Raw genomic sequence first — 14,279 nt, 5'->3', positions numbered from 1 at the left:
GCTAATAGCTAAAATCTATTAACAAAAAGCTAACCGAAAACTCACGCACTGAAAACTGAAAACTCCCATGACAACACAATCTCCTCCCGTGGTTTCGCTACAGGGACCAACAGATGTTTCGCTGAGTGAAATTGAGGCGGAACTTACTAAAATCTGGCAAAGCTATAACTCAACGAGTAGCAATGGTGATGCTCCGGCGGCTTCGCGGGCAACCACGTTCACCTTCATCGTTTATGAACCAGAAGAAACCCAACAGCTATTGGCAGCATTGGGATTTTACACTGGCCCGATTGATGGCATCGCAGGACCGCGTACAACCTCGGCGGTGAAGGATGCACAAAAAGCTTACGGATTACCTCGTACTGGTAAGGCAGATGCCGAAATCTTATCCCGACTGCGGGAAGACTTGGCCAAACGACGCGCTTCTACTACTCTAAAAGAAGACAATAGCAACGACGGCGTGCTATCGACAGTAAACATTACAGGCTATGGCGTAGCAGATGCGATCGCTGCCTCAAATCCCTGTCGCATCATTGCCCTTTGCCCCCAGTCCGGTCAAGACGAGGGAGTACGCGCTCAAGTCTCTGCCTATTGCCCGGTCCACAAGCAAAGCCAAAATAGCCTCATCTGCTGCGAATACATCACTCTCCAAGGCACAGCTGAAGCCCTCGAACGCATCGGCGGCTTAGTAACAGCCCTCCTAATCGGCGGCTTGCCCAAGTTTCTTTGGTGGAAAGCCACACCAGAACCACAGAATGCTCTGTTCAAGCGACTCTCAGCAGCTTGCAATTCTGTCATCGTTGACTCTTGTGCCTTCGGCGAACCAGAGTCAGATGTATTGAGAATACAAAGCCTGTTGGAACAAGGTACCCCCATTGCTGACCTCAACTGGCGACGACTAGCTGCATGGCAAGAATTGACTGCTGAAGCCTTCGATCCCCCAGAACGCCGCGAGGCTCTCCAAGAAGTTGACAAAGTGACAATCAACTATGAAAAAGGCAATCCCGCTCAGGCGCTAATGTTCCTGGGTTGGTTGGGTAGTCGGCTGAAGTGGCATCCCGTGTCCTATAAACAAGAAGGCGGCGATTACGACATCAAGCGCATTCACTTTGTAACTACCGACCAGCGCCCTGTCGAAGCAGAGTTAGCAGGAATTCCTACAGCAGATTGGGGAGAAATTCCTGGTGACTTGATTGCCCTGCGTCTGAGTTCGACTAACCTCAATGCTGACTGCTGTACGGTACTGTGTTCCCAAACCAGCGGTTGTATGCGGATGGAAGCTGGTGGCGGTGCCCAAGCTTGCCGTTTTGAGCAAGTAGCGCCTCTGTCTGACCAAAAAGCTGAGTTTCTGTTAGGTCAGCAGTTACGCCGCTGGGGCCAGGATATGCTTTACACCGAAAGTATGATTGTAACGGCTGAGATTCTAAAATTGGCTAATGGGTAATGGCAAATTTTAGATTTGGGATTTTAGATTTTAAATTGAATCCAAAATCTAAAATCTAAAATTGCAATGGCTTTAGTAATTGCTGGCGAACGCAGCGGGGTGGGCAAAACAACAGTGACGCTCACCCTGTTGGCGTCTTTATGTCGTCGCGGTATATCAGTACAATCTTTTAAGGTAGGGCCGGATTATATAGATCCGATGTTTCATCAGCACGTTACGGGTCGTGCTTGCCGAAATTTAGACCCGGTGCTGACCTCGGAAGCCTACGTGCAAGAATGTTTTGCGCGTCATATTCATGGTGTGAATTATGCCCTAGTAGAAGGAGTAATGGGGCTATTTGATGGTGTAAGTCCCCCCAAAGATTGCTCTCAATCAAAAATCCCAAATCCAAAATCTAAAATTGATTGGGCGAGTACGGCTCACATTGCGAGATTGCTGGATTTGCCAGTATTGTTGGTGTTAGATTGCAGTCGCTTATCTGGTTCCATTGCGGCGATCGCGCATGGCTATAGTTCTTTCGATCCTCGAATTAAGGTAGCTGGCTTAGTGTTAAATAGAGTGGGGAGCGATCGCCACCTAGAACTCCTCAAAGACGCCTTGGAACCTTTGCAGTTGCCAATTTTAGGCATTTTGCGGCGTGGGGATAATATTACTATTCCCGACCGTCATTTAGGATTAGTACCCACAGCGGAAATTTCCCAGCTAGACACTTTGATAGATAGCCTCGTCCAGCTTGGGGATAGCTGCTTTGACTGGGAAAAATTATTGCCTCTATTAAAGGTGGAAACCCCACCCCTTGCTCCTACTCTTATTAAAAAGAGGGGTTCGGAAGTTGTGCGAATTGCAGTTGCACGCGATCGCGCTTTTAATTTCTATTATCAAGACAACTTGGACATACTTGAATCTTTGGGTGCAGAACTGCTATTTTGGAGTCCGCTGAGAGATACTAATTTACCAGATAAAGTACAAGGATTATATTTTGGCGGTGGTTTTCCCGAAGTATTTGCCCAAGAATTAGCAACAAATCAAGCAGCCCTTAATGCAGTACGAAAAGCGATTTTATCTGGAATTCCCACTTATGCCGAGTGTGGCGGTTTAATGTATTTGTGTCAGCAGATTGTAGATTTTGAGAATGCTTCTTGGCAAATGGTAGGCGTATTGCCAACTACAGCCCGTATGGGTTCGCGTTTGACATTAGGATATAGAGGCGCGATCGCACTCCAAGACAGTCCATTACTAGCAGCCGGGGAAATAGTTTGGGGACATGAGTTTCACAGATCGTCTTTATCTGAAATGCCGACCTTAGCCTTATTTAAAATAGGAGGATATAACGCACAAATTTTAGATACAGAAGAAGGGTGGCGATCGCATCAAATTCATGCTTCCTATGTACATCTTCATTTTGGTGCGCGCCCAGAAATTCCTGCCAGATTTTTAAAGCATTGCGCTAGTTATTTGAATAAAAAATAACAGCGATCGCTGTTAATCGGATGCTAAAGAGAACAATCGCATTAAATAAGATCATTTTGTAAGTTAACTTGACCTAAGAAACCCAACCTTAACAATCGTTTGATCAGGTCTGCGAGCGCTCTACCCATCCTACAAATAATTAAGTTCCTTTCCTCTACTTATCAAAGCGCGATCGCTCCTCTCCTCTCTTCCTTGGCGCCCTAACGCGCTAAGGCGCTAACGGCTATCGCCTTCGCTTCGCTGGGGCGTCTTGGCGGTTTATAATTCCTCATCCAGCCTTACTCAAATCAGCCTGCTGACTCTCAGCCTTAAAAGCATTAATCTTCTGATTAAGTTCCCGAATGCGACGCGAAAGCAGACGAATAATATTCACAGCAATACCAGGCGTCTCATCAATCGCGTCGTACAACTGCTGCTGAGTCAACATCAGACACTCGCAAGATTCCAGCGTAGTCACCGAAGCAGAACGCGGTTCAGCATCAAACAACGACATCTCACCAAAAGTCGCCCCCTGATCCAACTGCGCCAACTGCCTGTCCCCAATATGCACCCTTACCCTACCGGAAACCACAATATAGAGCGATCGCCCCTCCTGTCCTTCGGTAAAAATCGTATGCTGCGCTGGATACGATAGCTCATCCATCACCGAAGCCAGCCGCACTAAAAAATCATCCCGCAATTCCTGAAATATCGGGACGCCCCTGACAAATAATAGGCGCTCAACGCTCGTTAACATAGATTATCAATTTATTCATTGGTAATTGGTAATTGGTAATTGGACATTGAGAAAAAGTTCTTACCATTACCCATTACCCATTACCCATTACCATGAACTAATTATTTCAGCTCTGCCATCATCTGCTCAACTTGTGCAGCAACCAGCCGATCCGGATCGTTTTTCAGTGCGGGCAACATTTCAGCAAGCGTGCGAGGCGAAGCCGCCTTGAGATAAGCCAAAACCGCCTCCCGCACAAAGCCAGTCGGATGGCGCAAACACACCAGCGTCTGTTCTGGTGTCAGACTCCATTTTGCAGCCCTTGCTGCATGAAAACAACAAGCTAAAGGCCAATCGGACAAAAAATGTCGCAATTCCAGCAACCGACGCAAGCGATCGCTCGGCTGCATCGGTCGATAAGGCACCATCTCCACAAGGCTTTGTAATTTTTCAACTTCCGAGCGTTTGTCCAAAACACCCAACAAAACTCGCTTTCTGGGAATATCCAAAGTATTATCTAAAATTTCCAAACCCAAAGCCACATTCGAGCGAGAATCCGACTCCAAATTAAAAGCAGCCGCTTGAATAGAACTCTCAGGATAAAGAAACTTCATCAGCAAAAAGCACCGCTCCCTCACATCCGACTGCAAATCCTTAAGCGATCGCAACAATAAAACCACTTCTGAACTGGGAGTCCCCAATTCACCCACTCTTTCCCCCAAATCCACAATTGCTGCATAAACTTGCCCCACAAACAACAATTCCTGCTCGATAAGCGTTTCTATGCCGCTCCTGCCAAACCTATCCAACACACCCTCAATCCCAGCTTCTTGGGGCATCTTCAACAGAATGCGGAGAATATTGCGGCGCATCGTTCCCCAGCTAGTCATCAACATTGCTGCTAGCCGATCCAAAGCTTCCTTCGTCCCAATCTCACCCAGCGCCGACAAAGCTTGTAAATGAACGGTATCAGGCGTGTGAATATCTCCCGCCAACTCCAAAAGCAAGGGGATAGCTTCATCTCCCAATCGCACCAACGCCCCCCGCGCCGCCTCCCGTGTAGATTTATAATGCAAGCCCCGCAGAAGGGACGGATAGTATTCTTCCAAATGGGTAGAAGCAATCACCTCCAATAAAGCGCAACGCACCCGCAAAGATTCATCCTGCAACAAGTTGGGAATATAAAGCCGCAGCGCTTGCAAATAAGCCGCCTCTCCCAGAGCGCGACATCCCATCACCCTTTCTCGCTCTCGTTGCGAAGTCAGCATCCGCCGCAGCGTATTCGTAGCTTCTGCTTTTTCCGTAGGGTTTCCCCGACGCAGAATCAATGCCGCAGCTGTAGAGCGTACAATCGGGTCAACCCGCTCGTGTAAATAAGGCAAAAGCGTGCCTATCTCAGGCTCTGGTGCTGTCAGCCAGACATAGCGCAAAGCGAGAGCTAAAACTTCTGGCGGCGGTTTGCGTACAATCAAAGCCTGGACGTAATTTAAATCTGACTCCCAGCTCTTCGCTGTTGCATCAGCGGTTATTACCTCGCCCACCCGCTGAATCTTCATTTCTATTGCCTCCAACATCGCTTCCAAACTCTGCCGCTGTAGAGCGGGGGAGAGTTCGCCCAGGAGTGGCGCGAGGGCTTCGCCAACATTTTCTGGATCTATCTGGCAAACGAGTTGAATGCAAGAGCGTTTATCGGCTTCTGTGCCCGGTTGCTCCAACACTTCTACAACAGCACGCTTGAGCGCTCGCAAGTCCACATCTGAATAAGTCAGGCGCGAACTTTGGGCACTTTGCACCAGCAAGCCCACATAAGTGGAGCGCAACAACCAGACGCTACCGAGCCAAATCAAGGCAAATACGACGATGCAGAAGATAAAAATGTGGCTTTGTAGCGCAAATATGTCTTCTTTAGCCATATTTGGAAATATCCAGTTAACTAGCCCAATCATTGCTAAAATTCCTAACCCCGTTGCCCCTGTAGAGAGAGTTTGGGCAATACCGCGCACGACAGCCTGAAGGGAGTTGCGGGCATTTTCTGGGAGTGGTTGAAAGAAAACCGGGCCGATGCTGGCAAGTATAGTGTAGCGAACCAGTTCGTCTATGAATTTAAGAGCGATTAGGCCCCAGAAGAAGCTTACTGCTCCTGCAAAGGTGAACAGACCCAGAATGGTTATTGAGGCAGGGAGTATCATAGCAGCGACGAAAACGCCCAAACGCTCAATGGCTCGACTAGAGATAAACCACTGGGTTATTAGTTCAAAAAGTCCGATAACTCCGCTAAACAGGCCGAGGAAACTCGCGATCGCAGTCGTATCTAACTTCCTTTCTAATTGGCCTAGATACTGAAATTCGATCAGTAGGAATAGTATTTGGCCAAGAATAAAGAAGGCAAACAAAGGGATGACATAACGGCTCATCGGGCCTTGGAGTCTGCGGCGGGCTGTATATTCCGACTCTGTTTCTTCTATTTGCCGTGCAGCGAGTTGCGGAAACGATTGCTGGTAGCGCTGGCACAAAATATACAGTATCCCTGCTCCTAAGAGCATCATTACCCCAGCAACAACTATGACGTTGGGCAATCCTACCCAAAGTACCAATAGGGGTAAGGAAAAGCCGCTGATTACGTCAGCTACAAGCATCCCGCTAGATATCAGCGGGTAGGTGCGTTTAATTTCTCGAATGTTGAAGAGTTGATTGGCGCTGATTGATGTGTTGAGGTCGTTGAGAACATCAATAGCATCCATCCAAAGTCGTAACAGAAAGATTGTGACTAAGGGGAGTATTCCTATTAGCTCTGAGTCTAATCCCAAGCGAAATAAAAATAGCGGGAGTCCCATAAGAGCTGAGATCGCTACCAACAGCGATCGCAGGGGTACTATTCTCGCAAGCCATGTATACAAAAAGCCTGCTCCAGAACCGATCAGGGCGCTGGCAATATAAATTACTGGTAACCATTCGGCGCCGTACTTTTTCAAGAACAAAGCGACTGCGCTATGTTCTAACCAAAGCAAACCGATGGTTGTCATGGTATAAAAGGCGAACATCAGAAGGGTGCGCTCTCCTTCTTCGGGGCGGAGATTCACCAACTGTAAAATTCGTCCTTGTAACCCACTGCCGCCAAAAAAAGCGCGATTTTGCTGTTTCATGCACCTTAGACTTTAGACTTTAGACTTTGGGCGGCTGCCGCATCGATCCCTACGATAATCTTCTTAACAGGACAATGCGACGGTAAGGGCGGCGATCGCTCTCCACCGTCTACCCACCGTTCACAGTTTATAGTTTTAAATCCATAGTTTAGAGTCCTTAGTGCATCACTTTAGACTTTAGAGGGGCAAAGCATTTTTAACCAACATACTACTGACAAGCGAGCCGATTGCAACTATCGCTATGCTTTGTCCCCAGGGTGTATGGGGAGATAGCGAGTATCTCCCTTTTAATTAGTCCGCAGCCGATTAAGTTACTTTTTCGGAGAGAGCAGCATCATCATGTTGCGACCTTCTTTTTTAGGAGCTTGCTGCACTTCCCCTACTTCCTGCAAATCAATTGCCATCCGCTTGAGCAGATCTTCAGCTAAGTCGCTGTGCTGAATTTCTCTACCGCGAAAGGTGATGCTGGCTTTGACTTTATCTCCATCCTTTAGAAATCGCTGCGCTTGGTTGACTCGCACTTGATAGTCATGCTCTTCAATCTTGTAGCGCATTTTCACTTCTTTGACATCAGCCGTGTGCTGCTTTTTCCTTGCTTCCCGCGCTTTTTTTTCCTGCTCGAACTTATACTTGCCGTAGTCCATAATCCGGCAAACGGGGGGATCGGCCTTGTCACTCAACAGGACAAGATCCAGCTCTTTTTCCTCTGCTAGGGTTATAGCTTCTTGAGGGGTAAGAATACCGAGCTGTTCGCCGTCGGTACCAATAACACGAATCTTGGGAAACCGAATCCTTTCGTTGATTTGGGGTAGATCGCGAGTGCGTCTCTTTTCAATCACTGGCATTCTATTTTTCTGGGAGCAGTTGGTTGATAAAGAATATGGTTTGCGTGCATTGTGCGTTGGTAGCGATATAGCTACTAACGCGAGGGTATTGTGCAGTTTGCGTTCTAACCTAGTTCAAGGCATAGACTGCGTAAAATCTTATTGTCAATCTAACCAAAACTAGCAACAGAAGCGCGAAACGTCTACTTGCAATCAATTGTAGTCTGGACTTTGACTATTGTTTAGGCGACTCAACAAAGCTCAAGGTTTCCGGTTTTGAGCGGGGCAGATGAAGTCAAGTTGAGACTTGCGATCGCCGCTAGAATGAAAGAAAAAGTATAAACTTTTGTGGATGTGACTAAATCTGAGGTTGGGGCGATCGCCCAACGCATACCTGAATGGCAGCTACGGGTTGGCAGTCAGCGGGACTGGGTTTGGCGGGGTTGGCAGACTCGCTACACTTACGTCCGCGCCGCTCAATCAAATACCCAGACATCTACACCTATAATCCTACTGCATGGCTTCGGCACCTCGATCGGCCACTGGCGCCAGAATATGGCGGAACTAGGCCAACACCACACAGTTTACGCCCTCGATATGCTGGGTTTCGGAGCATCGCGAAAAGCGACTGCTGATTATAAAGTTGACCTTTGGGTAGCGCAAGTTTACGAGTTTTGGCGCACTTTTATCCAGCAGCCCGTAATATTAGTGGGAAATTCTATTGGTTCCCTAGTTTGCGTCGCGGCGGCGGCGGCGCATCCTGAAATGGTCAAGGGCATTACAATGCTTAGTTTGCCCGATCCATCCGTCCGAGAGGAGGCTATTCCTAGCTGGTTGCGGCCTGTAGTAGCAACGGTTGAAGGGATTTTTGCTAACCCGGCATTACTCAAAACAGCTTTTTATTTGGTAAGACGACCAGCCGTAGTCAAGAAATGGGCAGCGATCGCCTATTCTAATCCTGCTGCCGTCACTGACGAACTTGTGGATATTCTAACTGGGCCAGCCCTAGATCGGGGTTCTGCTCAAGTGTTCTGCGCTATCCTCAAGGCGATGGCTAGTGCCCAATTTGGCCCCAAGGTGACAACCGTACTGTCTGCTTTGGATATTCCCATGCTTTTGATTTGGGGGCTTCAAGACCGCATGGTTCCTCGCAGTCAGGCTAAGCGTTTTGTTGACCTCAACCCCAAGCTACAGATCGTTGAGTTAGAAAATGCGGGGCACTGTCCCCACGATGAATGTCCGGAACAAGTTAACAAGATTCTACTTGATTGGATCGAAGCGGGCAACTCAGATACTAGCAACACTGCTGCGCCGCCTCATTCTGCAATTCCTCAACAATACTAAGCAAATTAGGGTGGGCAAGTGCCCACCTACTAACTAATCGCGCTTCTAGCCAATACTTACTTGATTTGTCTCAACACCAGTTGCACCGCTCACGCTTCTGGCAACAGATACCATCTTGTTGAGAATATCTTGACTTGGAACCGATCCTTTCAAAACAACTGTGCCCCCAGTCTGAGCTACATAAAGGGTATTGATATCGTCTAGATCTGGGTCCTGATCGAAAGCTAGTGCTACCCGCTTTGCTAAACCACTTTGGTCGTATTCGCCATTCAAACCTACTCGCTCAGGGGATACTGTCTCGCCGCCTGTCGTGGCATCTGCTGTGGCAACTGGCTCAGGATTGACTTGAGCTTGCTCCGGCTTTTCCATTCCAAAGAGTCTTTTTAACCAACCCATAAACGTTTTCACTCCAATAAAGCTTGACTCGATCTATTATTAGCGGGCAGCCGCAGAAAAACATCTACCAACAAAATTATTTAAGCTTCTGCCTTTGCTAACTCTACAGGTATAGGAACCTTTGTCAGGATTCGTGCTAGGCAAAAGTGCTGGAAAATGCGATTTTCTATTACTATATTTATTGCTATACCTTACAAATAGCTAGACAATATTTTTGCTAAATGATAGAATATCCCTTCTATCCTGCAAGAGCAGAAGACGCTTAAGATCGGCGTAAATATTGGTCTATTTCTCTAGGAACTATCGCTCCTCAGCCTCTTTTAGCAGCAATGAAACACACCCTTTCGGTTTTGGTGGAAGATGAAGCTGGCGTGTTGACCAGAATTGCCGGACTGTTTGCCCGTCGCGGATTTAACATCGAGAGTCTTGCAGTTGGCCCAGCAGAGCAAGTGGGCATTTCGCGGATTACGATGGTAGTGCCTGGAGATGACCGCGTGATCGAGCAGCTGACTAAGCAGCTTTATAAACTGATCAACGTGCTGAAAGTGCAAGATATCACCGATACGCCGTGTGTAGAACGGGAGTTGATGCTGGTTAAAGTTAATGCCAGCAGTTCCCATCGCTCGGAAGTTATTGAACTTTCTCAGATTTTTCGCGCTAGGGTGGTAGACATTGGTGAAGATTCCCTAACTCTAGAAGTGGTGGGAGATCCGGGCAAAATGGTTGCGATCGTGCAAGTGCTAAACAAGTTTGGCATTCGCGAAATTGCTCGTACTGGTAAGGTTGCTCTCGTCCGCGAGTCGGGAGTTAATACAGAGTATCTCAAGTCTTTGGAAGCAAAAATTTAGAATGGGTTAATGAGTTTTGAGTTGAATGATAACTAGCGCGATCGCTCCATAACGTTCCTTTAGACACAGCAGCAGCCCTAAGAGTCTGAGTTAAATTTAGGTAAAAGAAACTCCTATAAACTCAGAACTTGCTGCTATGCTATCCCAAATCGTGCGGCCAATGGTACGCACCCAAATCAGAATGCTAGCTAGCTCTCAGGCTACTCGCGACACCCTCATTGGAACCGTAGCTCAGTGGCTGGGGTTTTTGGGCGTGAAGTCACAGGTTACTCATCTTGAGGGCGATTCAGATGACAAAATTCGCATCTGTCTAACAGTAGATAAGCCCGAAGGCTGCGACAACCAAGACTGGCAACAGATTCTGCACAATATCAACAAAACCCAGAACAGATCTGCAACCTCCCAGCTAACACCCCAGCAACAGAGTAAATTGCAGCGATTGTTCGCCTACCTGATTCAGGTAGCGGAACCAGAATTAAGAGTTGGCTGGGATGTGCGCTACGGTCAGCTTAAGGCTCTGGGGTTGGACGAGCAAATGCTGCTAGGTATAAAATCGGCGCTAAAAATACCGCAGTCTTTACAGCAGTTGATGCAAGGACTCGATGCAGAATTAGCAGCGATCGCCCTTCCCAAAGCAGTAAGCATAGTATGGCTTGACGGACAGGTCAACCCCGACGAAGACGACGCCTTGACAGCACTGTTGCAGGTAATGAAACAACCCGCCGAAGTTCAACCTACTATTAATCGTCGATAAGCAAAACTATTTTGCCCCTTATCGATCCAGCTTCTAACATCTCGTGGGCAGCAGCAGCCTCCTCTAGGGGGAAAGTTTTGCTGACGTGGATTTTCAGCTTGCGCTCATCAATTTGACGCGCACACTGTTCGAGAATATCAGCCTGATGTTTCTGTGCTTCCACCAACCCTTGCAACATCGGTGTCAGCATCAGTTCAAAACTAATCCGCTGGTTCCGCAGTCTGGCAGTTTTCCAGTCAGTAGCGGGGTCTGCTTCTAGAATTGTCACTATATCGCCATAAACTTGCACTGCGGCGAAGGTTTTAGAAAAGATTTCTCCGCCTACGGTGTCAAAAGCTAGTTCTACTCCCTCTCCTTGAGTCCAATCCAAAGTAGCTTGTACAAAGTCGGTTTGCTTGTAAAGGATGGCTAAGTCAGCACCGAGTTTGCGGACAAAATCAGCATTTTCTTCTGAACCGACAGTAGTACAAACTTCAGCACCTTGCAGTTTAGCCAGTTGGATAGCGACATGACCGACACCGCCAGCACCAGCGTGAATGAGTATTCTATTGGTTGTAGAAATACGATTCATTCCATCTCTCAGTCGTGCCCGGTCATAAAGAGCTTCCCATGCAGTAATTAAAACTAAAGGTGCTGCTGCTGCTTCAGCAAAGCTCAGAGATTCTGGCTTGCGAGCAACAAATCGCTCATCTACAACAGCAAATTGAGCGTAATTCCCCAGTTTAGCGCCGATTCCACCTTGGCAGAAATACACGGCATCGCCGACACGAAAGCGGCGGACATTTGCACCGACTGCTTGGACGACGCCAGCACCATCACACCCTAAAATAGCTGGCATTTGGTCTGGGTAAAATGTGCCGCGCTTGCGTAGTTTAGTGTCGATTGGGTTAACACCTGCGGCGTGGAGTCGCACGAGGATTTCTGTGTCTTTTTCGATGGTGGGGTCTGGCACTTCTTGAAGTTTTAGAACTTCTGGTTTACCAGGGGCTGTCATTAATACTGCTTTCACAAGGTTTTCCTGGGGTTTGGGGCTAAAGGCTTTTATGAGAACTCTACCGCAACTGGGAGTAGCACAGTGGTGCGATCGCTTCAAAGAACCTTGCGATCGCACCACTCAACTATTTGCTCTAACCAAACTCCGCTCTTTAGCCAAAGCTTTACTACGCAGTTGAGAAAAAGCACTGCGCGGCAAAACTCGCAACACTTCCTCAACCGTTGTCACGCCCGTCGTCACCTTTTCCACAGCTGCCATACCAAACGAGGCGAAGTGAATTTCCCTCAAATACCGCTGCAACTGAGTCATCGTCCCTTCATAAATAAGATCCCGCACCGTATCATCAACATCTAGCAACTCAACGATCGCTTCTCTCCCCAAGTAGCCAGAATTAAAACACTTAATGCAACCCTTCCCGCGCCGCCATCTGGATAAATCTGCTTGCTGCCGTTCTATCCCCAATACGTGCAAATCTGCATCAGTTGGCTTGTAAGACTCCGCACAATGGGGACAAACCTGCCGCAACAAACGCTGTGCTACAATCCCCAACAGCGCGTCGCTGATTAAACCAGGATCGGGGCCAATATCTTTTATCCGAGGAATTGCACCGGGAGCATCGTTGGTGTGCAGCGTGGTAAATACCAAGTGTCCCGTTAGCGCCGCCCGCACCGCCGTTTCCGCCGTCTCTTTGTCGCGTATTTCCCCCACCATGATAATATCTGGGTCTTGGCGCAAAATCGCTCTCATCCCAGCCGCAAAAGTCATCCCCGCAGTTTCGTTAACCTGGGTTTGAGTAATCCGAGCCAAGACGTACTCTACTGGATCTTCTACAGTTACTACGTTGACGTGTTCCGTCGCTACAGCTTGCAGGCTGGTGTACAGCGTACTGGTTTTACCCGAACCAGTAGGGCCAGTCAAAATAATCATTCCTTGGGGCTGCTGCAACCAACTTTTGTAAATGTCTAGCGTCTTCTGGGAAAATCCCAAGTCTTCAATTTTAGAAAAGGGGTTTTGTCGCGGCAGCAAGCGAATTACGGCTTTTTCCCCGCCAACGCACGGCAAGGTACTCACCCTCATATCCATTCCCAATTCTGCTTGTTCGGCGGCTGCATATTTCTCGCCGATTCTCCCGTCTTGGGGTCGCCTACTTTCTGCAATGTCCATATCTGACATAACTTTGAGGGCGACGACTACTCGACGGCTGATCTCTAAGGGCAGTCTGGTAATATCCCGCAAGACGCCATCAATGCGATAGCGGACTCTTAAGCCTTCTTGCATGGGTTCGAGATGGATGTCGCTGGCGCGGTTACGCAATGCACCAGAAATAAGGGTTTTAATTCTGCCAATCTGATTGACGGCTTTGGAGAGGTATAGATCTGTTGTTTCGCCAATGTCTTCTTTCTCCAACTCGCCTGTCAGGGGATTCACCAGGGGGGCTGAACTGATGCGGTTGGGGTCGAGTTTTTCTTTGTGAAACCAACTGCGATAGCTTTTATCGGCGACGGGGATAATTTTAATTTCCGTCAGGGTGCGATCGCTCAGTTGTTTAACGATCTCTGGTGTCAGCTGTACGGGGCTGCCCAGGTAGAAGCAGTTCCGCCACAGCAGTAAGGGAATTACTGGCGGTAGAGAATTCCTATCCTGAAATTCCCTTAAAAATCGGAAGCTTACTTCTCTGTCTAGCAACGTTGGGTTGACAACTCCATGCTCGTCTACCAGGAGTTTCAGCGCTTCTTCTATGCTAATTTCTCGATTTCTCAGCCTAACCCAGGCGGATGCATTGGTAACGGTAGTCTGCATTTTTGTGTCCAGCTAAAAATTACAGCTGGGTAAAGGAGTTCCTTAGCCTAGCTTAGGCGATCGCCTTGGGTGCTTAAGTTGGCGCTCTCGCTGACTTCTTGAGTAGCCGCTTAAGCAGTTCCAACATCTCTAGAGGCAATGCCCAAAAGTTTTAAAGCTTCTCTCCCAAACCCCGGTTTCTTGTTTCCACCTAAAAATTCACGTTTATACAAGCTTCCACAAACCCTGGTTCTCAAATTTCGTGTTTGTGTCAGATTGCTCGCCTTCTCATAACCTTTATAAATACTCTTCTCTATATAATTTTAATATAAAAATTTTTCCTAGCTTTATGGCCTAAAAACTTATTGACTTTATTCTCAACTATTGACGAAGGCACGCCATTTGAGGTACTTTACATAAAATAATACTCAGGGCGCAGTGTGAGAAATTTTGTACAAGCAAGGCTGTAATTATAATAAACTCGTGGAATTAAGGCTGATTTTGTGATTTTAGAGCGCGATCGCCCAGTGCAACTGAAAACAATTTTTTCTATATAAGATTGACTTTG

General features: G+C 47.7%; 11 protein-coding genes. 5 read left to right on the top strand and 6 right to left on the bottom strand.

Translation table 11 applies throughout. The features are described 5' to 3' along the window. Window positions 1–67 precede the first annotated feature (67 nt). Both opcA and H6F77_RS19700 read left to right on the top strand, forming a co-directional pair. The gene (opcA, locus tag H6F77_RS19705; protein WP_190490294.1) at window positions 68–1,444 is read left to right on the top strand and encodes a glucose-6-phosphate dehydrogenase assembly protein OpcA; all 1,377 of its coding nucleotides are present in this window, start codon (window positions 68–70) and stop codon (window positions 1,442–1,444) included. Between the two features lie 66 nt (window positions 1,445–1,510). Next, window positions 1,511–2,914 (top strand): cobyrinic acid a,c-diamide synthase CobB, encoded by a 1,404-nt coding sequence (locus tag H6F77_RS19700; protein ID WP_190490292.1) that lies wholly within the window; start codon window positions 1,511–1,513, stop codon window positions 2,912–2,914. Window positions 2,915–3,182: 268 nt separating this feature from the next. Here H6F77_RS19700 and H6F77_RS19695 read toward each other — a convergent pair whose 3' ends face one another. The 3 genes from H6F77_RS19695 to infC all read right to left on the bottom strand — a co-directional run bounded on the left by H6F77_RS19695 (window position 3,183) and on the right by infC (window position 7,617). Then, a complete protein-coding gene (locus tag H6F77_RS19695; protein WP_190490291.1) occupies window positions 3,183–3,650 on the bottom strand; it encodes a Crp/Fnr family transcriptional regulator in 468 nt (155 codons plus the stop codon). A gap of 101 nt (window positions 3,651–3,751) precedes the next feature. After that, window positions 3,752–6,772: an Npt1/Npt2 family nucleotide transporter gene (locus H6F77_RS19690; protein ID WP_190490289.1), complete on the bottom strand. Its 3,021-nt coding sequence runs from the start codon at window positions 6,770–6,772 to the stop codon at window positions 3,752–3,754. Between the two features lie 311 nt (window positions 6,773–7,083). After that, window positions 7,084–7,617: a translation initiation factor IF-3 gene (gene infC / locus H6F77_RS19685; protein WP_190490287.1), complete on the bottom strand. Its 534-nt coding sequence runs from the start codon at window positions 7,615–7,617 to the stop codon at window positions 7,084–7,086. A gap of 327 nt (window positions 7,618–7,944) precedes the next feature. Here infC and H6F77_RS19680 point away from each other — a divergent pair, with 327 nt between their 5' ends. Then, a complete protein-coding gene (locus tag H6F77_RS19680; protein WP_309228886.1) occupies window positions 7,945–8,940 on the top strand; it encodes an alpha/beta fold hydrolase in 996 nt (331 codons plus the stop codon). Window positions 8,941–8,985: 45 nt separating this feature from the next. On the opposite strand, the gene H6F77_RS19675 is transcribed toward H6F77_RS19680, so the two are convergent. Next, complete coding sequence (locus H6F77_RS19675) at window positions 8,986–9,336, bottom strand: BON domain-containing protein (protein WP_190490285.1); 351 nt, start codon at window positions 9,334–9,336, stop codon at window positions 8,986–8,988. A 329-nt stretch (window positions 9,337–9,665) separates the two neighbouring features. On the opposite strand from H6F77_RS19675, the gene ilvN reads away from it, so the two are divergent. Together ilvN and H6F77_RS19665 are read left to right on the top strand one after the other, a co-directional pair. Further along, complete coding sequence (ilvN, locus tag H6F77_RS19670) at window positions 9,666–10,184, top strand: acetolactate synthase small subunit (protein WP_190490284.1); 519 nt, start codon at window positions 9,666–9,668, stop codon at window positions 10,182–10,184. Window positions 10,185–10,320: 136 nt separating this feature from the next. After that, window positions 10,321–10,938: a hypothetical protein gene (locus H6F77_RS19665; protein WP_190490282.1), complete on the top strand. Its 618-nt coding sequence runs from the start codon at window positions 10,321–10,323 to the stop codon at window positions 10,936–10,938. On the opposite strand, the gene H6F77_RS19660 is transcribed toward H6F77_RS19665, so the two are convergent. Together H6F77_RS19660 and H6F77_RS19655 are read right to left on the bottom strand one after the other, a co-directional pair. Further along, window positions 10,925–11,947, bottom strand: coding sequence for a zinc-dependent alcohol dehydrogenase family protein (locus H6F77_RS19660; RefSeq protein WP_190490594.1), 1,023 nt, complete (start codon window positions 11,945–11,947; stop codon window positions 10,925–10,927). The two genes, H6F77_RS19665 and H6F77_RS19660, sit on opposite strands and share 14 nt — an antisense overlap. 105 nt (window positions 11,948–12,052) lie before the next feature. Beyond that, the gene (locus H6F77_RS19655) at window positions 12,053–13,732 is read right to left on the bottom strand and encodes a GspE/PulE family protein (protein ID WP_190490280.1); all 1,680 of its coding nucleotides are present in this window, start codon (window positions 13,730–13,732) and stop codon (window positions 12,053–12,055) included. Between the last annotated feature and the right edge of the window lie 547 nt (window positions 13,733–14,279).

The organism is Microcoleus sp. FACHB-831, from assembly GCF_014695585.1.
Classification (GTDB): Bacteria; Cyanobacteriota; Cyanobacteriia; order Cyanobacteriales; family FACHB-T130; genus FACHB-831.
Note: the sequence above shows the minus strand (reverse complement) of the source record. Positions and strands in the feature narration are given on the sequence as shown.

Excerpts from the sequence above, each read along its gene's own strand:
- H6F77_RS19655 (WP_190490280.1), bottom strand. The coding sequence starts at position 13,732 with ATGCAGACTACCGTTACCAATGCATCCGCCTGGGTTAGGCTGAGAAAT.
- H6F77_RS19695 (WP_190490291.1), bottom strand. The coding sequence starts at position 3,650 with ATGTTAACGAGCGTTGAGCGCCTATTATTTGTCAGGGGCGTCCCGATA.
- H6F77_RS19700 (WP_190490292.1), top strand. The coding sequence starts at position 1,511 with ATGGCTTTAGTAATTGCTGGCGAACGCAGCGGGGTGGGCAAAACAACA.
- infC (WP_190490287.1), bottom strand. The coding sequence starts at position 7,617 with ATGCCAGTGATTGAAAAGAGACGCACTCGCGATCTACCCCAAATCAAC.
- opcA (WP_190490294.1), top strand. The coding sequence starts at position 68 with ATGACAACACAATCTCCTCCCGTGGTTTCGCTACAGGGACCAACAGAT.
- ilvN (WP_190490284.1), top strand. The coding sequence starts at position 9,666 with ATGAAACACACCCTTTCGGTTTTGGTGGAAGATGAAGCTGGCGTGTTG.
- H6F77_RS19675 (WP_190490285.1), bottom strand. The coding sequence starts at position 9,336 with ATGGGTTGGTTAAAAAGACTCTTTGGAATGGAAAAGCCGGAGCAAGCT.
- H6F77_RS19665 (WP_190490282.1), top strand. The coding sequence starts at position 10,321 with ATGCTATCCCAAATCGTGCGGCCAATGGTACGCACCCAAATCAGAATG.
- H6F77_RS19690 (WP_190490289.1), bottom strand. The coding sequence starts at position 6,772 with ATGAAACAGCAAAATCGCGCTTTTTTTGGCGGCAGTGGGTTACAAGGA.